The 23,187-nt window shown below is 26.0% G+C and carries 21 protein-coding genes and 4 tRNA genes; 12 read left to right on the plus strand and 13 right to left on the minus strand.

Going from position 1 to position 23,187, the window contains the following annotated elements:
- Positions 1–1,624: 1,624 nt before the first annotated feature.
- The 3 genes from D9V69_RS02855 to pgi form a co-directional block, all read right to left on the minus strand.
- The gene (locus D9V69_RS02855) at positions 1,625–2,785 is read right to left on the minus strand and encodes a mannitol-1-phosphate 5-dehydrogenase (RefSeq protein WP_158356808.1); all 1,161 of its coding nucleotides are present in this window, start codon (positions 2,783–2,785) and stop codon (positions 1,625–1,627) included.
- Positions 2,786–2,838: 53 nt separating this feature from the next.
- A complete protein-coding gene (locus D9V69_RS02860; RefSeq protein ID WP_158356809.1) occupies positions 2,839–4,761 on the minus strand; it encodes a PTS mannitol transporter subunit IICBA in 1,923 nt (640 codons plus the stop codon).
- A gap of 135 nt (positions 4,762–4,896) precedes the next feature.
- The gene (pgi, locus tag D9V69_RS02865) at positions 4,897–6,558 is read right to left on the minus strand and encodes a glucose-6-phosphate isomerase (protein ID WP_158356810.1); all 1,662 of its coding nucleotides are present in this window, start codon (positions 6,556–6,558) and stop codon (positions 4,897–4,899) included.
- Positions 6,559–6,763: 205 nt separating this feature from the next.
- Here pgi and orn point away from each other — a divergent pair, with 205 nt between their 5' ends.
- The 3 genes from orn to D9V69_RS02880 all read left to right on the plus strand — a co-directional run bounded on the left by orn (position 6,764) and on the right by D9V69_RS02880 (position 8,532).
- Positions 6,764–7,309: an oligoribonuclease gene (gene orn, locus D9V69_RS02870; RefSeq protein WP_158356811.1), complete on the plus strand. Its 546-nt coding sequence runs from the start codon at positions 6,764–6,766 to the stop codon at positions 7,307–7,309.
- Positions 7,310–7,397: 88 nt separating this feature from the next.
- Positions 7,398–7,473: transfer RNA gene (locus tag D9V69_RS02875), tRNA-Gly, on the plus strand.
- A 333-nt stretch (positions 7,474–7,806) separates the two neighbouring features.
- Positions 7,807–8,532, plus strand: coding sequence for an N-acetylmuramoyl-L-alanine amidase (locus D9V69_RS02880; protein WP_158356863.1), 726 nt, complete (start codon positions 7,807–7,809; stop codon positions 8,530–8,532).
- Positions 8,533–8,625: 93 nt separating this feature from the next.
- On the opposite strand, the gene rpmE is transcribed toward D9V69_RS02880, so the two are convergent.
- Positions 8,626–8,826 carry a 50S ribosomal protein L31 gene (gene rpmE / locus D9V69_RS02885; RefSeq protein ID WP_158356812.1) on the minus strand — a complete coding sequence of 67 codons (201 nt, stop codon included), beginning with the start codon at positions 8,824–8,826 and terminating at the stop codon, positions 8,626–8,628.
- Positions 8,827–9,289: 463 nt separating this feature from the next.
- Here rpmE and hslV point away from each other — a divergent pair, with 463 nt between their 5' ends.
- From hslV to D9V69_RS02905, 4 genes are all read left to right on the plus strand, one after another.
- Positions 9,290–9,820, plus strand: a complete 531-nt coding sequence (gene hslV / locus D9V69_RS02890) for an ATP-dependent protease subunit HslV (RefSeq protein WP_158356813.1) — start codon at positions 9,290–9,292, stop codon at positions 9,818–9,820.
- An 11-nt stretch (positions 9,821–9,831) separates the two neighbouring features.
- Entirely contained in the window at positions 9,832–11,163 is a 1,332-nt protein-coding gene (gene hslU / locus D9V69_RS02895) for an HslU--HslV peptidase ATPase subunit (RefSeq protein WP_158356814.1), read from the plus strand.
- 203 nt (positions 11,164–11,366) lie between these two features.
- Complete coding sequence (locus tag D9V69_RS02900; RefSeq protein WP_158356815.1) at positions 11,367–11,843, plus strand: Hsp20 family protein; 477 nt, start codon at positions 11,367–11,369, stop codon at positions 11,841–11,843.
- 108 nt (positions 11,844–11,951) lie between these two features.
- A complete protein-coding gene (locus D9V69_RS02905) occupies positions 11,952–12,704 on the plus strand; it encodes an FAD-binding oxidoreductase (RefSeq protein WP_158356816.1) in 753 nt (250 codons plus the stop codon).
- 12 nt (positions 12,705–12,716) lie between these two features.
- On the opposite strand, the gene epmA is transcribed toward D9V69_RS02905, so the two are convergent.
- The gene (gene epmA, locus D9V69_RS02910; RefSeq protein ID WP_158356817.1) at positions 12,717–13,694 is read right to left on the minus strand and encodes an elongation factor P--(R)-beta-lysine ligase; all 978 of its coding nucleotides are present in this window, start codon (positions 13,692–13,694) and stop codon (positions 12,717–12,719) included.
- A 122-nt stretch (positions 13,695–13,816) separates the two neighbouring features.
- Between epmA and coaD the strand changes: the two genes are divergently transcribed.
- On the plus strand, positions 13,817–14,308 hold the full coding sequence (gene coaD / locus D9V69_RS02915; RefSeq protein WP_158356818.1) for a pantetheine-phosphate adenylyltransferase: 492 nt from the start codon (positions 13,817–13,819) through the stop codon (positions 14,306–14,308).
- Positions 14,309–14,416: 108 nt separating this feature from the next.
- On the opposite strand, the gene D9V69_RS02920 is transcribed toward coaD, so the two are convergent.
- Both D9V69_RS02920 and D9V69_RS02925 read right to left on the minus strand, forming a co-directional pair.
- Complete coding sequence (locus D9V69_RS02920; protein ID WP_261979625.1) at positions 14,417–15,286, minus strand: hypothetical protein; 870 nt, start codon at positions 15,284–15,286, stop codon at positions 14,417–14,419.
- Between the two features lie 230 nt (positions 15,287–15,516).
- On the minus strand, positions 15,517–15,852 hold the full coding sequence (locus D9V69_RS02925; protein ID WP_158356819.1) for a hypothetical protein: 336 nt from the start codon (positions 15,850–15,852) through the stop codon (positions 15,517–15,519).
- A 166-nt stretch (positions 15,853–16,018) separates the two neighbouring features.
- Between D9V69_RS02925 and D9V69_RS02930 the strand changes: the two genes are divergently transcribed.
- The gene (locus tag D9V69_RS02930; protein ID WP_158356820.1) at positions 16,019–16,753 is read left to right on the plus strand and encodes a class I SAM-dependent methyltransferase; all 735 of its coding nucleotides are present in this window, start codon (positions 16,019–16,021) and stop codon (positions 16,751–16,753) included.
- Between the two features lie 63 nt (positions 16,754–16,816).
- Here D9V69_RS02930 and D9V69_RS02935 read toward each other — a convergent pair whose 3' ends face one another.
- The 3 genes from D9V69_RS02935 to dapF form a co-directional block, all read right to left on the minus strand.
- Positions 16,817–18,292 (minus strand): inorganic phosphate transporter, encoded by a 1,476-nt coding sequence (locus D9V69_RS02935; protein ID WP_158356821.1) that lies wholly within the window; start codon positions 18,290–18,292, stop codon positions 16,817–16,819.
- Positions 18,293–18,421: 129 nt separating this feature from the next.
- A complete protein-coding gene (locus tag D9V69_RS02940) occupies positions 18,422–19,642 on the minus strand; it encodes an MFS transporter (protein WP_158356822.1) in 1,221 nt (406 codons plus the stop codon).
- A 44-nt stretch (positions 19,643–19,686) separates the two neighbouring features.
- On the minus strand, positions 19,687–20,541 hold the full coding sequence (gene dapF, locus D9V69_RS02945) for a diaminopimelate epimerase (RefSeq protein WP_158356823.1): 855 nt from the start codon (positions 20,539–20,541) through the stop codon (positions 19,687–19,689).
- A gap of 176 nt (positions 20,542–20,717) precedes the next feature.
- Here dapF and cyaY point away from each other — a divergent pair, with 176 nt between their 5' ends.
- From cyaY to D9V69_RS02960, 3 genes are all read left to right on the plus strand, one after another.
- Positions 20,718–21,062 (plus strand): iron donor protein CyaY, encoded by a 345-nt coding sequence (gene cyaY / locus D9V69_RS02950; protein ID WP_158356824.1) that lies wholly within the window; start codon positions 20,718–20,720, stop codon positions 21,060–21,062.
- A gap of 116 nt (positions 21,063–21,178) precedes the next feature.
- Positions 21,179–22,123, plus strand: coding sequence for a hydroxymethylbilane synthase (gene hemC, locus D9V69_RS02955; protein ID WP_158356825.1), 945 nt, complete (start codon positions 21,179–21,181; stop codon positions 22,121–22,123).
- Positions 22,120–22,863, plus strand: coding sequence for a uroporphyrinogen-III synthase (locus D9V69_RS02960; protein WP_158356826.1), 744 nt, complete (start codon positions 22,120–22,122; stop codon positions 22,861–22,863). Before hemC ends, D9V69_RS02960 begins: the two co-directional genes overlap by 4 nt.
- 17 nt (positions 22,864–22,880) lie before the next feature.
- Here the strand turns inward: D9V69_RS02960 and D9V69_RS02965 are convergent.
- The 3 genes from D9V69_RS02965 to D9V69_RS02975 form a co-directional block, all read right to left on the minus strand.
- Positions 22,881–22,957 (minus strand) — tRNA-Pro (locus D9V69_RS02965).
- A gap of 24 nt (positions 22,958–22,981) precedes the next feature.
- Positions 22,982–23,054: transfer RNA gene (locus D9V69_RS02970), tRNA-His, on the minus strand.
- Between the two features lie 43 nt (positions 23,055–23,097).
- Positions 23,098–23,171 (minus strand) — tRNA-Arg (locus D9V69_RS02975).
- Between the last annotated feature and the right edge of the window lie 16 nt (positions 23,172–23,187).

Raw genomic sequence — 23,187 nt, forward strand, 5'->3', positions numbered from 1 at the left:
TAATAATTAAAGTTGTTTTTTGAATATCAGTAGATGATTGTGTTTTATTTTTAAAAAATAGATATTTCATCAATATAATTCTACTTTGCTTTTCTACAGAAAAATTGATATAAAAAAGTACTTTATTATATCTACATCCGATGCATTTTTATAATAATATAACTTTAATATTTATTGATTAAACATTTTTGTTTTTCAAAAATGAGGAACTATATTTAGTATAATAAATTTTTTTCAAATATAACTACAATTTAAATTACAATAACACTTTTAATGTTTTTAAAAGACAAAAGATCATTCTTTTTTAAAGTACATTGTGAATAATTATACAAAAATGCATTTTAGTATCATTTCTTGTTCAATATGCATGTTTAATTCATCTTTTTCTATATGTTTCTATCTATTCTATAGAAAAATCAAAAAATATGATAATTGTCATAAATTAAACTGTAGTATTTTCATATAATTATTAATTCTTTCCGAACCTAAAAAAATAATATTTTTTTTAAAGATCTATTTTGAACTATAAACATTCTATGTACGTAAAAACAAGATTCAAATAGATATTTCTTGATTATATTTTTCGTGCAATTTCTAAAACAGATCCGTAAATAAACGAATAAACTAAATAAATTATATGAGAACTTTTGAATGATATTTAATTTTTTGCAAGGTAAATATGATATAGAATATTTAAATAAAAAAGATATATTCATTTTTCTGATATCTTGATATAAACGTTTTTAACAGCATTAATTATAAAAATATTACAATAAATATAAGAACTTTTAATATAACGTGTTTGAATGATTTTAAAGATCGCACATACTATTTTAAAATATGATATTTATATTAATAAAATAATGTAACATTATTAGATTTAATTTTTTGCAAGGCATGAAAATTTATTAAATCTAAAAAAATATACCCTAATCTGTCAATTGTATTATCGATAATATTTACTGTATTTAATCAAAACACTAATGTATTATTATTTTTAAGAGAGGTATTTATGAAAAAATGTAACAACGTTATCATTTTAAATATATCGAAAATTTTTACAAATTCTCATCTTTGATTTTTTATAAATTTTAGTTGCACTAGAATATTAAAAAGTACATTTTCTACTATAATAAAGTAGTTTTGTTAAAATGCGCTATAAATTTTATACTGATTAAATCGTTTTTGATAAAACCTTTTAAGTATATTCCTAATCAATATCAATTACTTATATGTAAGAAAATTATATTTAATCTAGAAATATCTCTAATCTTTTATACAGCTACACTTCAAAAATTAAAATTTTTGATCAAGTCTAAAATGCGATAATAAATTAATTTTTTTTGGTAATTGCATTAGAAATCGCAACAAATTGTTTTTTATTAATACCATGTTTATCATCTTTCAAAAATGTTGAATAAAATCGATTATTAAACATTTCAATATTTATATGTTATACACTTGCATCCATATTATTTTTATCATTGCTTGAGCAATTGAATATGTTTAATCAATAACTTCTTCAAAAAAAAGTTAAAATGACCAGTTAGATGATAATACACAAATAGATATTATTTTATGCTCTAATCTCACTTGGATGAATTAACAAAAATTTTTTGAAAAATTAAAAAATTGTTTTTAAAATAGATTGATATTCTGATACAATAAGATGTTTTGCATTACTATCATTTAAATCGCAAATTTCTGATATAGCTGTTTCAATACCTTTCTGTTTTATCAAATAAGAAATTTTTACTGATTCTAAATCATTTTTATCAAAAAAATAAAACGCTGACGCAATACCTATGGCTAAGTTTTTACAAGGCAATTGATGTTTGATACAACTTAAAAACGGTTTAATTAATCGTTCTTGAGTTCCTAATTTTTGAATTGGATTGCGCCCAATGCGTTCCAAATCATCTGATAAAAAAGGATTATTAAAACGAAAAAAAATTTGATTGATATAAGAATCATGTTCTTTTTGATGAAAATTAAAATGTTTTACTAAAAACGCTCCACTTTCTTGCATGGCTAATTTTACTATATTACAAATTTTGTAATCCGACATCACTTGTTGTATTGTTTTATATTTTTTAATCAATCCTAAATATGCTGCTATCACATGTCCAGTATTTAATGTGAATAATTTTCTTTCTATAAAAGAATCTAAGTTATTGCTCAACCTTAAGCTATTTATTTTTGGTATATTACCTTTAAATTGAGTGGGATTAGCAATCCATTCCTGAAAATTTTCTGCTATAATATTTAAAGGTGATTGATTAAAATCAATTTTTTTAGGTATAATTGTATCAATCGTACAATCTACAAAACCAATATATTTTTTTAAATAATCATGATATTGTTTGGGAAGCTTTTTAAGAACTGTGTTTTTTAAATACGAACTAGCTTTAATTTTATTCTCGCAAGCAATAATATTTAAAAACGTTACAGATTTAATCTGACATTTAAATATTATACCATTTGCGATAGTTAATGCGATCAACTCTAATGCAGCAGGTCCAGATGCAGTGGTAATTAAATCTACTTCAGCTATAACTTTATTAATTTGAGAATTATTTGCATTAATAGCGCTGATATTAATAATATTATATGCTTGTTTTTGATTTTTCCCTGCGACTATAACTGAATAATTTTGATGCCGATTAATGTAATTCACTATATCTTGATTAATATCGGAAAATATCACTTTAAAACCTGACTCTGATAGTGTTCTTCCAATAAATCCTAATCCAATGTTTCCAGAACCAAAATGAAGTGCTTGCATAAATAATTCCAGTAATAAAAATGTATATAAAAAAATATTTATTTAACCTTATATTATCTATTTAACAATAACAATACTTCTTGAATATCATTAGTTTGACGTAATTTTTTAATTATTTTTTCATCATCTAAAGCATTAGTAATATTACTCACAACCATAATATGTTCATCATTTTTAGCCGCAATACCAATTACAAGATAAGCAATATCTTCTTCATCATCACCAAATCGAACGCCTTTAGGAAATTGGCAAAACATGATACCTGTTTTTAAAACAAAATCTTTTCCTTCTATAGTTCCATGTGGTAACGCTATTGATTCCCCTAGCCAAGTTGACGCTATCTTTTCTCGTTCTAACATTGATTGAATGTAATTAATTTTAACATAACCCTGTTTTACTAAATGTTTTCCAATGATATGAATAGCTTCTTCTTTATCTTTGGCATATTGATTTAGTAAAATGTTTCTTTCAGTTAAGTGAAATACAGAATGATGTGATGGATTTTCAACATTATTTTTATTACTTATAGATAAAGTAAAATTATTACTGATAGGAGTAGAAACACTGTCTATTATTTTATTCACTAAATTATCATAAAAATTGTTGTTGATAAAGTTTTTTAAAGAAAGATGATGAGCATCAGGAGCATATTTTTTAGCACGATCAGTTAAACTTTGATGAGTAATTACTAAATCTGTATTTTTAGGTAATGAATTAATCGCCATATTAAAGACTGAAATATGATTCAAATTAGCAGTGTTTATTTTTTTTCTAAGAATAGTAGCTCCTATTGCACTAGATCCCATGCCAGCATCACAAGCAATTATAATAGTTTTGATATTTCTAAAGTTCTTATTTTTAACACTATTACTAGAATAGTTTTGTTTTAATGTTTCTTTCTCTTGAGTTAGTATATTTTGATTTTTTTGTAATATTTTTGTTTTTTTCTTATACATGTCGCAACAATTGTATTTTAATAATACAGAAGCAGTAATTAAAGAAGAAATAAAAGATACAAAAATAGCAGAACAGTTAACAAAATATAAACCTCTAGGAGTCATTGCTAAAATAGATAAAATAGAACCTGGTGATATCGCAGAGATTAATCCACCATTGAATAACATCAGCGCAAAAATTCCTGTCATAGCGCCTATAATAAGAGCTATAATTAACTTCGGTTTAATTAAAACGTAAGGAAAATAAATTTCGTGTACACCTCCAAAAAATTCAATGATTGCAGCTCCTCCTGCTGATTTAGATAATTCTCCTTTTCCAAATAATAACCATGCTATCAATACTCCTAACCCTGGACCTGGATTAGATTCTATGAGAAAGAATAAAGATTTTTGATGTTCTGAAACATCTTGAATACCTAAAGGTGAAAAAATTCCATGATTAATAGCATTATTTAAAAAAAACACTTTTGCAGGTTCTATAATAATCGCCACTAATGGCAACAAGTGATAAGATATTACTGTTTTGATTGCATTAGATAAAAAATAAAAAAAATACTGAATCAATGGACCAATCAAAAAAAATGAAAAAATAGATAACAAGATACTTATTGTTGCAATAGAAAAATTATTAACTAACATTTCAAAACCGTTTTTTATCTTATTTTCCACTGTTTTGTCAAAATATTTTATAACCAAACCGCCTAATGGTCCTACAATCATAGCGCCTAATAACATTGGTGTATTACTACTAGTAATCACTCCAACAGTGCTGATGCAACCAACTAATGCACCTCTTTCTCTTGCAATTAAACGACCCCCTGTATACCCAATCAAAATAGGTAAAAGATAAATAATTATTGGTGATATTAAGCGTTCTAAAGATTTATTAGGTTGCCATCCTGAAGGTATAAATAAAGCAGTCATAATCCCCCATGTTATAAAAATACTTATGTTAGGCATCATCATGCTACTGAGAAATTGACCAAGATTTTGTAATTTTAATTTAATTAACGTAAACATAATAAACCACACATATATGTAATAAAATGATGATTTAAAAAAATTATTTTTTAATAAAAATGAATATTAAATAAAACAAACATTGTTGTATATTGTTTTAATTAAATTCTTTAAATTATTATTAATAAAATATCATTAAAAATTATTTTTTGTAAAAGATTTATAAAACTGAATTAATCCATTAGTAGAAGAATCATAATTTTTTTTAGTTCCATCATTTTTTAGATGATTATAAATATCTTTAGATAAGTCTTTACCTATTTCTACACCCCATTGATCGAAACTAAATATATTTAATATGTATCCTTGTACAAATATTTTATGTTCATATAAAGCAATTAATGCTCCTAAATTGTAAGGATTAATTTTTCGAATCAAAATCGAATTTGTAGGTTGATTTCCTTTGCATATTTTGAATGGTAAAACTTTTTTTATATCATCATTATGTTTTTTAGAAAACAACAAATCATCTAAAAGATCACTTTTAGATCTTCCAAAAGCTAGCGCGCGTGTTTGCGCAAAAAAATTAGATATTAATTTTAAATGATGCTCACCTATATCATTATGCGACAAGGCAGAAGCAATAAAATCAGACGGAATTAACTTAGTACCCTGATGTATTAACTGATAAAAAGCATGTTGTCCATTAGTACCTGGTTCGCCCCAAATAATAGGACCAGTTTGATAAAATATTTTTTTGCCGTTTCTATCGACTGATTTACCATTAGATTCCATATTAGATTGCTGCAAATACGCTGAAAAACGATGCATATATTGATCATATGGTAATATCGCTTCTGTTTCAGAACCAAAAAAATTAGCATACCAAATACTTATTAAAGCCAATAATATAGGAATATTTTTATGAATGTCAGTATCATAAAAATGTTTATCCATTGCATGAGCACCATTCAAAAATTTTTTAAAATTTTCAAATCCAATTGATAAAACAATTGATAATCCTACTGAAGACCACAACGAAAAACGACCCCCTATCCAGTCCCAAAATTCAAAAATATTATTCTTGCTAATCCCAAAATTTAAAGCATTACTAACATTGGCAGATAAGGCAAAAAAATGCTTCTTTAATACGTCTTTTGAATTTCCGGAAACACTCAAAAACCAATCTTTTACACTACATGCATTAGTTATTGTTTCATCTGTTGTAAATGTTTTAGAGGCTATTAAAATAATAGTTTTTTCAGGATTAACTTTTTTTAACACTTCACAAAGATGTGTGCCATCAATATTTGAAATAAAATGCATATTTAAGTGATTTTTATATGGACGTAATGCTTCAGTTACCATATATGGTCCTAAATCAGATCCACCGATACCAATATTTAATACATCAGAAATAGTTTTTCCAGTATAACCTTTCCATGATCCGTTAATGACGAGCTCGGAAAAATGTTTCATTTTGTCAAGTACGGCATTAATGTCTGACATAATATTACAATTGTTTATCATAATAGGAGTATTGCTTCTATTGCGTAGTGCAGTATGTAACACGCAACGATTTTCTGTATGATTTATTAGAGATCCAGAAAACATCAAATGAATTGCAGATTTTACATCAGTTTCTTCAGCTAAATTTAATAAATGTCTAATAGTATTCTCATCAATTCGATTTTTTGAAAAGTCAATTAACATCTCATTTTCAAAAAAAATTGAAAATTTTTTGAATCTGTTAATGTCTTTTAAAAACAAATCTTTTAAATGGACATTTTTTATTTTCGTAAAATGATTTCTTAAATCTTGGTAAGATTTAGTATGACTAAAATTAATGTTTTTCATAATAAAATTCGTATTCTCTAGTTAAAAACATAATGAATACTACAGTAGTATAATATAGTTTTAATTTAACAAAGTTATACAATTAATTTATCATATATTCTTAAAAAGATTTCCCTAATATTGATAAATCATTTATATTAAAAATAAATAATTCTAAATTCTAATACAATCGATAATATATTTATTAAAACTCAATTAAACAAAAATGAAAATTAGCAAAGATAATCTAATTTGGATTGATTTAGAAATGACCGGTCTCAATCCTAAAATACATCGAATTATTGAAATTGCAACATTAATCACAGATAGTCATTTAAAAATAATTTCAGCAGGACCAGTAATTCCTATATATCAAAAAAACGAAAATCTTTTTATTATGGATCAATGGAACAGCGCAATTCACAAAAAAAATGGATTAATACAACGCGTTCAAAATAGTTTGCACAATGAAAAAACAGCTGAAATTGACACAATAAAATTTTTAAAAAAATGGGTTCCTATGAGCACTTCTCCAATGTGTGGTAACAGCATTGCTCAAGATCGAAAATTTTTATTTAAATATATGCCAAAATTAGAAAATTATTTTCACTATAGATCTATAGATGTCAGTACGATTAAAGAACTTTCGAAACGTTGGAACGTTAAAATATATAATCAAATCAAAAAAAAATATAATCATAAAGCATTAGAAGATCTTCTTGAATCTATCAGAGAACTAAAATTTTATCGAGAAAACTTTTTTAAATTTTAATAAAAATCCTTTTTCTAAAAAAGAAAGCTTGAAAAAGATAATTTATATCTATAAAATACCTTTTATAGCATTTTATTTAATCTACTAGGCGGGAATAGCTCAATTGGTAGAGCGCAACCTTGCCAAGGTTGAGGTCGCGAGTTCAAATCTCGTTTCCCGCTCCAATAATCATTCTATTAAAAATGTTATTACTATTGCTCTGTTGCTCTATTTCTCTAAAAAAATCATGACGCATCAATCTATCGAAATATTTTTAATAATATTGTGTGACATTGCAAAAAATTAAAATAAAAAATTAAGGGATCCAATATGATTTTTTATTCTAAATGGTTGATGTTATTTATTTTTTTAATTTTATTTCAAGTTCAACATCCCAATGCAAATATAAAAAAAAATATTGCCAAAACAAAAAATTATACGTAAGTTATCTAAATACAAGTTATCTAAATACAAATTATTTACATACAATAAAATATACAAAACATATCACTCAAAGTATTAATCAAAAAATTACTATAGCAATCGATGCAGGACACGGCGGAAAAGATCCCGGAGCTATTGGTCATAGAGGGTTACAAGAAAAAACAGTTAATCTTGCAATAGCAAATGAACTTAAAAAACTACTAAATAATGATAAAATGTTTCGTACGATTCTAACAAGAAAAAACGACTCCTATATTTCAGTAAATAAAAGAAGAGAGTTCATCCAAAAGCATCGTATACATTTACTAGTATCTATTCATGCTAATTCCTCAAAAAAAAAAGGTGTATCAGGAGCATCTTTATGGATTATTTCAAATAATAGAATGAATCGTGAAATTTCAAATTATTTAAAAAAAAATCAATCAAGTAATTTACTTTGCAATAATCTTCAAAATATTTTTAATGCAAACAAAAATGATTTATTTCTCAAAAAAACTATTCTAGATTTACAATTTAATAACTTAAAAAAAATTGAATTAGATTTATCTAAACATCTATCTGAGGAATTAAACAAACAGATCAAAACAAAAAAAATAGACTTAAACTATGCCAGTTTAGGAATATTAAGTTGTATTCATATTCCTTCTATATTAATTGAGACTGGTTTTATTACAAATCTTGTCGAGGAAAAAAAATTAAGCACCACTGCTTATCAAAAAAAAATTGCTAGAGCTATTTATATAGCTTTAAAAAACTATTTTATTAACCAATGGAAATTAAATAAGAAAAAGTTTAACTGATGAAATATAATTACACATTAAGCACTTAAATGTAAACACACGTGATAACGATTTAAAGTGCTTAACTTAAAAAAACGATATTTTTTTAATTATTTAAAAATTAAAACGTTTTTTAAATCTTTCAACGCGTCCTCCGGTATCAATAATTCTTTGAGTTCCTGTATAAAATGGGTGACATTTAGAACATATGTCTAAATTTAGATCATGACTAATCGTGGAAAAAATTTCAATTTTATTTCCACAAGAACAAGTAGCCATTATTTTAGAGTAACGAGGATGAATTTTCTTTTTCATAAGAACGTCCTATAATAATTCAAAAATAAAATATATTCAATTATATGATTGCCATCGTGTTAATAGAAAAAAATAATATTTTAATTATTTAAATATCGCATAAAAAATATTTTTTCAGTACAAATAAATATTTTATAAAAATATAGACATTTTAAGTAAAGTTATGAAAAGTACATATTCTATGAAAAACTAAAATATCTTTAAATCATTTTCATAAACATATAAACAATCATGGTTATTAATAATACTAATAATAAAGTATCATTACATGAATAATATTGTATATATACAATTTTTACAAAAAAATAACTGTGATTATAATATAAATTGAGCAAAATAAAAAAAATAGAGTATTATTAATATAATAAAATTCAAAATATAAAAATTATATTTTTTATAATAATCTTTTATACTACTCCAATAGTGTAAAAAATAGAAACGTTATGTTTAAGAGGTTTTTCTGGTGACCACAATATTAAGTGTAAGACTAAAAGATAAAGTAGTGATCGGAGGTGATGGACAAGCAACTTTAGGCAATACGATTATGAAAAGTAATGTTAAAAAGATTAGATCTCTTTATCATGAAAAAGTAATTGCTGGTTTTGCAGGAGGCACAGCTGATGCTTTTACTTTATTTGAAATGTTTGAAAAAAAATTAGCTTTATATCAGGGTCAATTACAAAGAGCTGCTATTGAATTAGCCAAAGATTGGAGATCTGATAGAAATCTAAGAAAGCTAGAAGCATTATTGGCGGTTGCTGATAAAGAAACCTCATTAATAATTACAGGAAATGGCGATGTAATACAACCTGAAGATGATTTAATAGCTATAGGATCAGGAGGATCTTATGCACAATCTTCTGCTCGAGCATTGATCAATAATACTGATTTAAATGCAAATCAAATTGTAGAAAAATCATTAACTATTGCTGCAAATATTTGTATTTACACCAATCATGTATTTACTATTAAAGAATTATTTTCAGAAAAATAAGGATTCTGTTTATGTCTGCAATGACTCCTCCTCAAATTGTTTCTGAACTTGACAAATTCATCATAGGTCAAGAAAAAGCAAAAAGAGCAGTATCTATCGCATTAAGAAATCGTTGGCGTCGTATGCAATTAAGCACTGAACTACGTCACGAAATTACTCCTAAAAATATTTTAATGATTGGTCCTACTGGAGTGGGTAAAACAGAAATTGCTAGACGTTTGGCTAAATTAGCTGATTCTCCTTTTATTAAAGTAGAAGCAACAAAATTTACTGAAGTAGGATATGTAGGAAAAGAAGTTGATTCAATTATTCGAGATTTAACTGATGCTGCAATAAAAATGATTCGTATTAAAAATATTGAAAAAAATAAAACGCGAGTTGAAGAAATTGTAGAAGAAAAAATACTAGATGTACTAGTTCCAAGACCTAAAGAAAATTGGACAGAAAAAGAAAAAAATGAAAGTCTCTTAAATACCATTCAAAAATTTCGAAAAAAATTAAGAGAAGGTGTTTTAGATGACAAAGAAATAGAAATCAATGTATTAACTACTACAATGGGCATTGAAATTATGGCTCCTCCCGGAATGGAAGAGTTAACTAGTCAATTACAATCATTGTTTCAAAATTTAGGAGGACAAAAGAAAAATAGCAGAAGGTTAAAAATTAAAGATGCAATCATATTATTAAAAGAAGAAGAAGCTGCAAAATTAATCAATCAAGAAGAAATCAAAAAAGAAGCTATACACGCAGTCGAACAAAATGGAATAGTATTTATTGATGAAATTGATAAAATATGTAAACGAGGCGATACTTCAGGACCAGATGTTTCTCGAGAAGGAGTTCAAAGAGATTTACTGCCATTAATAGAAGGCTGTACAGTATCTACCAAACATGGTATGGTTAAAACAGATCATATTTTATTTGTTGCATCTGGAGCATTTCAAACTTCTACTCCTTCCGATTTAATTCCTGAATTGCAAGGACGCCTTCCAATAAAAGTCGAATTACAAGCGCTTACAATTGATGATTTTGAAAAAATTTTAACTGAACCAAGAGCATCTATTACCGCACAATATAAAGCACTGATGGCAACTGAGGGCGTCAATATTAATTTTACTCAAGAAGGAATACGAAATATTGCGGAAGCAGCTTGGAAAGTAAACGAATCCATGGAAAATATTGGGGCTCGTCGATTACATACTATATTAGAAAAACTTATGGAAGATATATCTTTTAATGCGAATAAAAATACAGGTAAAACCATTGAAATTAATGCGGATTACGTAGGAAAACATTTAAATCAATTAATATCCAATGAAGACCTGAGTCGTTTTATTTTATAATACTTATAATGAAATATAAAATATTTATCCTATAATATTAATGTTAAATGGATAAATATTTTTATATTACATTAATTAATTTTTAATAATACATTATAAATTTATTAAATGCTATTGAAAAAAAAAAATATGTCCTCATATTGAAAAGAGAGAAATAAATAGTTAATTAAAAAAACATTTTCACGTTATGAAAGGAGTGTATTATGTCTTATCGTTCACTTTCATTCATCCCTAATTTTAATGATCATAATATTTTTTCAAATAGATTTAATCAAATCGATAAAATGTTCAGCACATTAACAGGAGAAAAACCAATATCTGATACTCCTTCTTACAATCTATTTCAAAAAAATGAAATAGAATATCAATTAATAGTTAGTGTGCCTGGATATAAAGAAGAAGAATTAGATATCGCTGTACACAATAATCAACTCTCTATTCAAGGAAAAAAACGTTCTCAAAATAACAATAAAAATATTTCAAAACGGTTACATCAGGGTATATTATTTAACGATTTTTCTATGAGCTTTAACTTAGAATATAAAATAACAGTAAAAAAAGCAGAACTATCTTTAGGTTTATTAAAATTAGATTTTAAATGTGATATTCCAAAAGAAGAACAACCTCAAAAAGTTTTTATAAATATTTCAAACGAAACTAAAAAAATTGACAATCAATAAATATCATCGTATAAATCAGATTAAAAAGAACTTAAAATATAATCCATTGTACTGAAAAACAGTGCAATGGTTTAAAAAATTTTTTGTTGATAACATTGAGAATACAGTATGAACCCATGGATTGATGCAAAAGTATTAACAATTAAAAAATGGACTAAAAATTTATTTAGTCTTGTTTTACAAGCTCCTATCAGTTCTTTTCGTGCAGGACAATTTACTAAATTAGCCGTATATGATAAGATCAATAAGAAAAAGATTCAAAGAGCGTATTCATATCTTAATTCTCCTAATCAAAAAAACTTAGAATTCTATATTGTTCGTATAGAAAATGGATATTTAAGTAATATGTTATACAATTTAAAAAAAGAAGATACAATACTGATCAAAAAAAATGCATTTGGTTTTTTTACAATGGATGAAGTACCGAGTAATGAAATATTATGGATGTTTGCAACAGGAACAGGAATAGGTCCATATTTATCCATCTTACAAGAAGGAAAAAATCTAGAAAAATTCAAAAATATCGTATTAATACATGCTGTACGGTACCAACATGAATTAATTTATCTTCCTTTAATGCAACGACTGCATAAACAATACAATGGAAAATTAAAAATTCAAACTATTACCAGTAGAGAAAAAAATCAATATTCTCTTTATGGTAGAATTCCAATGCTATTGATGCATAAAACATTAGAACAATCTCTCAACTTAACAATAAGTACTGAAAATTCGCACATAATGCTATGCGGCAATCCATTGATGATTAAAGATACATATTTTTTTCTAAAAAATCATAAAAATATGCAAAAACATTTTCGTCGTAAAGCAGGAAACATTACAATAGAAAATTACTGGTAAATTTTATTTTTTTTAACAACGATCGATTGCAAAAGAGATCACTTCATTGATGTTTTTTTCTTTTAACAATAACATCATTAACCTATCTAAACCTATGGCAACACCAGAACAATAAGGAAGCCCAGATGATAACGCATCAAGAAGCAAATTATCTATTTTTCGCACCGGTAAATTCATGGAAGCACGTTTTTTGTTATCTTGCATAAAGCGTTTTTTTTGTTCATCAACATCAGTCAGTTCATAAAATCCATTTCCTAATTCTATTCCTTTAAAAAAAAACTCAAATCGCTCTGAAATACGTGAATCTTTTGAATTAATATTCGCAAGACATGCTTGTTCTGCAGGAAAATGATAAATAAATATAGGCTTTTTTTTTCCAAGATTAGGTTCTATTTCTAAGGTAAATAATGTTTGTATTAATTCGTTTACATGATGTTCGTTATGTATTAAATAATCTAATTTTAATTTTTTAAAAATTGTGCGCAATTCTAATATATTAGTACATAGAGGATCTATATCAAATACTTTTAAAAATATATCTTGATAAGACATTTGTTCTGATTCATGAAAATCAAAAATAGTTTGAAGAAAATGATCTATTTCTTTGATAAATTTTTTCATTGAAAAAAACGGTTGATACCATTCTAACATAGTGAATTCTGGATTATGATATCGACCCACTTCTTGATTTCTAAAACAATGGCAAATTTGATATATTGGTCCACTTGTTGATGCTAATAAACGTTTCATATGATACTCTGGACTTGTAATTAGCCATAATTTTAACATGTCATTTTGGTTTAATGACAGAAAGTCTGTTTGAAATGGAGATAAATTTACATCGGTCACAGTAGATTTAGATAACATCGGTGTTTCTACTTCCATAACATTTTTTTGCAGAAAAAACAAACGAATTTGAGAAATAATTTTTGATCGTGCAATGAGATTTTTAATAGATGCGTTAGGTTTCCATGACATTTTTTTGTTCATATTAATTGATTTAAAAATTCCTATTTAAAAACACAAAACTAAAAAATGTGTCTTACTTGTTCTAAAATAATGTTATCTTGTTTCAATCACAGTTAAACTAAGTTATTTATACAATTAAAAATATGAATAAAACTGCAATCTACCCCGGTACGTTCGACCCGATTACTTATGGTCACTTAGATATTATAACACGATCGACAAAAATATTTGATAACATAATTATTGCTATTTCTAATAATTTAATAAAAAAACCTGTCTTTGATTTAAAAGAACGAATAGAATTAACTCGCGTTGCTACGTTGCACCTGAAAAATGTAAAAAAAATACTTGGATTTAATAATCTACTTGCAAATTTAGCAAAAAAAGAAAAAACAAATATTTTAATCAGAGGAGTTCGTACAATATTTGATTTTGATCATGAAACAAAATTAGCAGAAATAAATAAACAAATTTATCCAGAATTAGATAGCGTTTTTTTTCTTTCTTCTAAAGAAGTATCTTTCATATCTTCATCTTTTGTTAAAGAAATTGCCAAATATAAGGGTGATACAAAACCATATCTTCCTAAAGAGGTGCATTATGCATTATTAAAAAAACTTAAATATGCGACATAATTCCTATATAAAAAATTTCGATAAGAGGAATTAAATAGAATAGGGTACAACATGTACCCTATTATTTAATAATTTCCTCACTATTTAAAAAAACGTTCAGATATAATTTTATTTTATAAAATGTGAATATTTAATTATTGGTAAAGCATTTGGATAAATGATTACAGTTGCTCGTATGCCAAAAGAATGATATTTATTAATATCGTTATCGCTTATATTGTTATTTTCTAAATCAGATAAATTAGTTGCAATTAATTTAATCGCACCATCATCTAAAATATCTACTTTATAAATACTTCTAGAATTATTTACTTGATATTGGGTTATTTCTGAATGTTCGGCAATTAATTGCAGGTAAGCTTGATGTACGATATTTGGATTAGCATATAAAGAAATCAATTTTTGATGATCTATATTTGGTACAATACGTTTAAAATCCGCCATCATTGATTGTTTATCTGCAGAAAAAATTAAATGATTATTAATAATGAATAAAGATGAATAATAATCACTCATAAAATTTTTATCTAATGTTTCTTTAGATTTTTCATCTTGATATTGTTCTTTAAAAATATTAATCGCATTCTTAATATTTTTTGATGAATTGAATTGAGTAGAAACTGTCCATGAACCATTTTTAGCAATGAAATCTTCATAGTAAGATTTCTCAAGGCTTTTTTGTGTTCTTGATTGGAATTTTTTATTTTTTGGAATAATATGATTGTTTGAGTCTAAATTTAAATTGTCATCTATTCTTATTGCATCATACATTTTATCTTGATAATGACGATTTTTAGGAGCGAAATCAAAAAGATCAGGAAAAGTGCTATGAGATCCAGGATGTGTTGGATTGTTGTTAAATTTATTAACAACTTTAATTTTTCCTTCACGACGGACTTTATCAAAAACAGCCTTCATAAAATTTTTTGACGATTTAATTGTGCTTTTCAGTTCTTCAATAGTTTTAGATAATCGCACTATTGGATCATCATCGTTTGCATGTGGATCATTTGAATTAGAAAATACATCTTTAATATGTATAACATCAAAAAATTTTTGAGTGGCATTTTTTATGGTTGTACAAGTTTGGACTACAGTTTCTGAAATTTGTTCTAAAATATCTTGAGCGATATCAAGAATGTTAAAACCGACAGATTTGTTTTGAGAAAGATATGTTTCATCTTTGATAAAATTAGAATGTGAGTAATTCAGAATTTTTTTTTCATTAATGCAGAAGATTGATTATAAACATCGATTACTTCTTGTGCTTTATTTTTTGAAGAAAAAACATTTTTGTTAAATGTATTTTTCATATTTTTTTCTGATTCTTTTTTTAAAAGAATTAGCGTATTTAATGAATCTTCATATTGCTTTTCTAAATGTACTATATTTTTTTTTTTGCTATGACCAACAGTAACATTTAACACTTGATTGACTGATTTAAATTTATTTTTGTTTAACACAAATTCATTCGTAGCATTATTTATTTTATTTGGACATTTTTTTCTTATTACATCTACATTACTGAGAAAATTAGAAAACATAGTGTTTTGTCCTGTTTGAAGTTAATAAACGCAATTTATTATATTGTTATTTTTTGTTAGTATATTTTTATATTTTAAAAAACTGATACGTATAATAAAAATACCAATTTATATTTTAAATACATTTTTTAAAAAGTCAATTATTAATTTAAAAAAATATAAAACTATGAAAATCTATTTATCATTGCAATCTTATAACCAAAGGTTATATAAATTAATTAATTCATATAAATTACAACATAATAGTAATAGTGCTATATCTTTAATTGTTAATGATGATACACTAGCATTATATGATCGAGAACATCCGATACAAAAAGCTATAATAATTGATTTTACTTCAAAAATACATCATTACAGATATTTAAACAAAAACAAGAAAAAAGAAATGTTGTCTAAAGCAATAGGAATAAAACAATCTTATTTTCCATTTGTTGTAGATGCAACTGCGGGATTAGGAAATGATGCTTTTTTGCTTGCATTCTTAGGTTGTCGTGTTTGCATGATAGAACGACATCCTGTCATTGCTGCTTTATTGCAAGATGGATTATACAGAGGATGTCAAGATAAAAACATAGGGCATTGGTTGAAAAAAAGATTATATCTAATTTTTCATGATAGTTGTAATGTTTTAAAAAACTTTAAACCGGATGTCATTTATTTAGATCCTATGTATCCTATCAATACGAAAACGGCTTTGCCGAAAAAAAATATGCAAATATTTAGAAAATTAATCAAACATGATAATAATTTTGAAAAATTATTAATTATTTCTAGAAGAGTAGCAAAAAATAGAGTAGTTGTAAAACGTCCTCATTATGCAAAGTGTTTTCTTGAAAATCAAATAAATTTTACAATTTCAGGAAAAACTCATCGTTTTGATATATACAATCCTGTTTAATATAAAAATAGGAGTACCAATTGAACAATGTACTCCTATAAATCACATTTTACAATATATATTTTATATAAAGGATAATATTATCCAATATAAAAAACTTGATAAAAAAATAGATACAGGTAGAGTTAAAAGCCATGCTAATATAATGTTCTTTATAGTATTTATTTGAATACCATCGCCATCAATCAACATGGTACCAGCTACAGAAGATGCAAGAATGTGCGTAGTAGACACTGGTATGCCTGTATAACTTGCTATACCAATAGAACATGAAGCTGTGATTTGTGCTGACATAGCTTGTGCGTATGTCATTCGTTTTTTCCCTATTTTTTCACCAATAGTAATAACTATTCTTTTCCAACCTATCATTGTTCCCATTGATAAAGCAATGGCGACAATTAAAATAATCCATATTGGTGCATATTCAATAGTTTTTAATATATCTTGTTTATTATTCAATAAAAAATATTTTTCTTGTAAACTGATATGATCAGTATTAATGATTTGATCAATTGAATCTGAAAAATACAATAATAAATGACGTAATTCTATTTTTTTTTGGGTATTTAATACATTGTAATCTAATACATTATTCAATAACGTTTTGGTTTTTTTAATATTTTTTTTAAAATCATATAAGTAAGTAGAGCAAATAGAAGTATTAATGATTTTGTTGTGGTTACTATGATCAGCGATGTGTTCGTGATGCTTTAAATAGTATTTTTCTAAATTATTAATTGCATTTTTTGTGGTAATAATTTCATATTGATTAGAATTCAAATTTATTAAAAAAGCAGAAGGAAGTATACCTATTAATACTAACATAATTAATCCGATGCCTTTCTGTCCATCGTTTGCACCATGTGCATAACTAACGCCAATAGATGATAAAATTAATGCCGTTCGAATTAAAAATGGTGGTTTTCTTTTGCCATCAACTTTTTCTCGTTCTAAAGGTGTCATATGAAGACGATGAAGTTTTTTATTGATGTTATTTGCATAATATCTTAATAAAAAAACCAAACTTCCAGCTATAATTAAACCAATAATTGGCGAGAGAACAAGAGACATAAAAATATTTGTCATTTTTGGTATATTCAATGCATGAATTAAAGATGTATCCGTAGTTATTGCATGAGTCAGTCCTATTCCGATAATAGCTCCAATCAACGAATGTGAACTAGATGCAGGAAGACAGAAATACCAAGTAGATAAATTCCATATTATAGATGCTAATAAAATAGAAAAAATCATAGCAAGAGCTTGATTTGATGTACTATTTAAGAGCAGTTCATTTGGTAACAAATGTACAATCGCATAGGCAACAGTTAAACCTCCAAATATGACGCCTAAAAAATTGAATATACCAGATGTAATGACTGCAATATTGGAAGGTAGAGCTCGAGTATATATTAAAGTTGATACTGCATTAGCGGTATCATGAAAACCATTAATAGCTTCATAAAATAAAACAAAAAATAATGCTAAAAAAACAAATAAACTATGATTCAAATCGGAATAAGCAAATAAATGTAGCATAATCTTTAAGCCGTTTTTTTTAATGAATTGCACTAAGTTTATTATCTGTGAGAAACTATGTTTGAGGAAAGTAAAATATTAATTTTATTCATAAAAATATTTTATGCGTTATTATCATAACACGCTTATTTATGTGAGATTATTGTTTTTTAATCTACAAGATAGCAGTATTCCTAGTAATAATACTGTTGTTATAAACATTGAAATCCCATACCATTTTGAATACATCCAAAATACACCACCAAATGTGCCAAATATGCTCGATCCTAAATAGTAAAAAAACAAATATAAAGAAGTAGCTTGGGCTTTAGCAATTTTTGTATGAGCACCAATCCAACTGCTAGCAATAGAATGAGATGCAAAAAAACCACTGGAGAAAACTATCAAACCGACAATAATTATCCATAGTTGATCGTATTGTGTGATGGATAAACCAAATAACATTAATATTAATGACATAATAAGAATGCTTTTTCGATAATATTTTTTGATTAAAATACCTGCTTTAGGCGAACTATAGACTCCAGTTAAATAAATACTAGATAATAATCCAATATTGGATTGACATAAAAAAAATGGTTCTAACATAAGACGATATCCAATATAATTAAAAATGGTTACAAAACTACCCATAATGATAAAACCAATAACAAAAAGAATAAACAATTGACAATTTTTTAGATTTAAATAAAAACGATTAAAAAATTTTTGAAAATTAATGGAAATAGAATAAAAATTTTTAGAGGAAGGCAGAAAATACAAAAAAAAACAAGAAGAAATGAATGAAAATATTCCAACTACTACTAGCGCAATGTTCCAAGAAAATTGTTCGACTAAAATACTACTTAAAAATCTTCCTGTAAAACCACCTATAGTATTACCGCTAATATACAAACCCATACAAAAGGATAAAGAATTAGGATGTATTTCTTCACTAATATATGTCATAGCTACCGCAACAACACCGCTTAATGCTAAACCTGTTAAAGCACGACACAACACAATAGCCGTCCAACTAGACATCATAGAACATATAATAGTTAACATTGCTGCAATAAATAAACAAGTAGACATGAGTAATTTTCTACCTATTACATCAGACAAAGAAGCGGTAAATAACATTCCTAATGCCATCATACCGGTTGCAGCAGACAAAGATAAGCTACTTTCAGCAGGGGTTAAATTAAACTGTTTAGAAAAAATAGGTAGAATAGATTGCACACAGTATAAAATAGAAAAGGTTGCAAAACCACCCGAGAACAAAGCTAAAATAACTTGATTAAACTCTTTTGTATTTTTTTTTATATATTCTTTTTTTTTTAATATTGTTTTTGTATCATGTGATAACATCAAAATGTAATCCTTCTTTTTTTATCAAAAAAAACAACTCAATTTTACATATATATATATCCATCATAAACATGTGTTGCAGAGCCTATCATATAAAGAGCATGTCCAACACCTTTCCATTTTATAATTAATTGACCTCCTAATAAATCGACTTGTACAGTATGATGAAGTAGTTTTTTTATAATGCCTATAGATACCGCTGCACAAGCACCACTGCCACAAGCATAGGTTTCACCTACATCTCGTTCATATACTCGCAATTTAATATGTTTCTTATTTATAATTTCCATAAATCCTACATTAACACCTTTAGGAAATAAACTATCTTTTTCTATTTTAACACCTAATTTATTTACAGGAGCATTTTTAATATTTTGAACTTGAATAACGCAATGTGGGTTTCCCATAGAAACTACATTACAAATAACATGTTGTATGGTTAATGTTGTTAAACAATCATCATATAATGATTTTTTACAAGAAGTAAAACTGCACAATCTAAAATCTGGTTCATCCATATTTACTTTAATCATATTATTGGATAAAAATTCAATAAATAGATTTCTTTTTTTTGTGCTAACAGAAATTTTTTTTTTATAAGTCAAGCCCTTTATTAATAAAAATAAACCAAAACATCGTGCACCATTGCCGCATTGTTCGACTTCGTTGCCATTAGCATTAAAAATCCGATAGTGAAAATCAATTAAATGATTATTTGCGTTTTCTACAAGTAGTAATTGATCAAAACCGATTCCTGTATGTCGATGAGATAATGTTTTTATTATAGACGATGATAGAAGAAAATTTTGATTAATGCAATTAACCACCATAAAATCGTTACCTAAACCGTGCATTTTTGAAAAGTGAACTTTTTTTTTGTTATTAAAATGTGCAATCATTTTTTGTTCCCAATAAAATTTTAAGTAATTATAAAAAAGATATTTGTATAAAATTAATTTATAAAAGTCAAAGATTTATGTCAATACTACTAGAATAGTATCTTGAAAATATATTAATATAATGATTTTATTTTTTAAAATTTGTTATAATGTATTTAAAATATAAGGATAACAGTATGAAAAAAATAGATTTAAATACAAAAAATAATTTTTATGATCTAGTTGACGATTTGTTTGCAAAAATTGAAAATAATTTAAATATATATGATGACAAAATTGACATAGATTATGATATACAAGATTATGTTATAACAATTACTTTTTCAGATAAAAGCGTAATTATTATCAACAAACAAGAATTTTTAAATCAAATTTGGCTCGCGACTAAATTTAATGCATATCATTTTAACTATGAAGATGATACATGGGTTTGTAACCGTAGCAAAAAAAACTTTTGGGAAATATTTGAACATTCTTGTTCTATTCAATCGAATAAAAAAATTATATTTTTTATAAAATAATTTCTAATGAACATATTTACACAAATTAATAATTTTTTGCATATATATATTTAAATATCAAGTATCTCAAATAAAACTTATAAAAACATGTACTTATCATTAATATCAATCACAATATGCAAAATCAAACATTAAGAATTGCTACTAGAAAAAGTCCATTAGCATTACAACAAACTAAATATGTTCAAGAAAAAATATTATCTTTATATCCTAATTTAAATATAAAATTAGTGCCTATTGTCACGCATGGAGATAATATTATAAATAAATCTCTTTCTAAAATCGGTGGAAAAGGATTATTTATAAAAGAACTAGAAGTTGCATTGCTTGAAAATAAAGCAGATATTGCTATTCATTCGATGAAAGATCTTCCCATGAATATTGCAAAAGACTTGTGTTTAGTCAGTATATGTAAAAGAGGAAATCCGTTAGATACATTAGTCTCTAACCATTATCAATCAATCAATCAACTTCCTAAAGGAGCTGTCATTGGAACGTCTAGTTTACGAAGACAGTGTCAATTAATTACTTACAGACCTGATTTAATTATTTCTCCTTTAAGGGGTAATGTCGAAACTAGAATTTCAAAACTAGATCAAGGAAAATATGATGGTCTAATTTTAGCAGCTGAAGGTTTAAATAGACTAAATTTACAAAATCGAATTACTCAAATTATACCAGCAGAATTATCTCTTCCTTCGTGCGGTCAAGGCGCTATTGGCATTCAATCTAGAAAAAAAGATAAAAAAGTAATACTTTTTTTATCCCAACTAAATCATACCAATACATTCATAGAAATTAATGCGGAAAGAGCATTTTGCAGAAAACTAAATGCAGGATGTCAAATTCCCATAGGCAGTTACGCAATTTTAAGAAAAAATAAGTTATGGTTACGAGGATTAGTGGGTTCACCTAATGGTGAAACAATATTAAAAGGAGAAAGAATTGGTTGGTATACTACAGGGGAAAAGATGGGGTATTCTTTAGCTGATGAATTACTCAAAAACGGTGCCAAAAAAATTCTTAAGAGTTTATTTTTTAAAAAATCTTATTATATATGACAATATTAGTGATACGTCCTTCTCCGACAGGAGAAGAACTGGTAAAAAATTTAAATGAAAACGGCATTTTATCCTATCATTTTTCTTTTTATGATTTTTATCCTAGTTTTACTAAGATAAATTTGTCTAATAAAGTAGATGAATTATATCAATCAGATGTGATTGTTTTTTTTTCGAAAACATCAATTTATTATACAGATTTGTTTTTAAAACAAAAAAATTTAAAATGGCCTTTTTCTGTTAAGTATTTTACTATTGGTCAAAGTACTGCTTTTTTTCTTCATAAACACGTCCAAAAAAAAATTTTTTTTCCTAAAAATAATGAGAATAGCGAAAATTTATTACATTTATTAAATAAACATCTTCATAAAAAAAATAAGATCGTGTTATTGCAAGGCGAAAATGGACGTACATTAGTACAAAAAATATTAACAAAAAACGGTTTTCAAGTCTCTGTAATAGAATGTTATAAACGAAAATTAAGAATTTCAGATATTAAACAACAAGAAAAAACATGGCGTTTATATCATATTAATGCTTTAGTAATAACAAGTAGTGAAGTTTTGTTTTGCTTAAAAAAAGTTTTTTCTAAAAATAACTGGTTATTTCAGTGTAAACTATTTGTGGTGAGTAAAAGATTATCGAAAATAGCTGAATGCTTAGGATGGAATAATATAACAGTTTCTCGTTATGCTAGTAATCATTTTTTGTTAAAAATTATACAAGAAACTAAATTTTAAAAAAATAATTTAATTTTTGGTCGGCGAAAGAGGATTTGAACCTCTGACCTACTGGTCCCAAACCAGTTGCGCTACCAAGCTGCGCTATTCGCCGTTTTTTAAAAAATTTCTTTTTTTGGGTGGCTAATGGGATTTGAACCCATGACCACTGGAATCACAATCCAGAACTCTACCAACTGAGCTATAGCCACCAATTGAAAAAAATAACAGATTATATTTTATTTTTTGAAAAAGTGCGCTCGACAGGATTTGAACCTGACACCTCTACCTTCGGAAGGTAGCGCTCTATCCAAATGAGCTACGAGCGCATCGATGCAAACCTAT

Origin of the sequence: Buchnera aphidicola (Hyadaphis tataricae), assembly GCF_005081445.1 — a bacterium.
Classification (GTDB): domain Bacteria; phylum Pseudomonadota; class Gammaproteobacteria; order Enterobacterales; family Enterobacteriaceae; genus Buchnera; species Buchnera aphidicola_AE.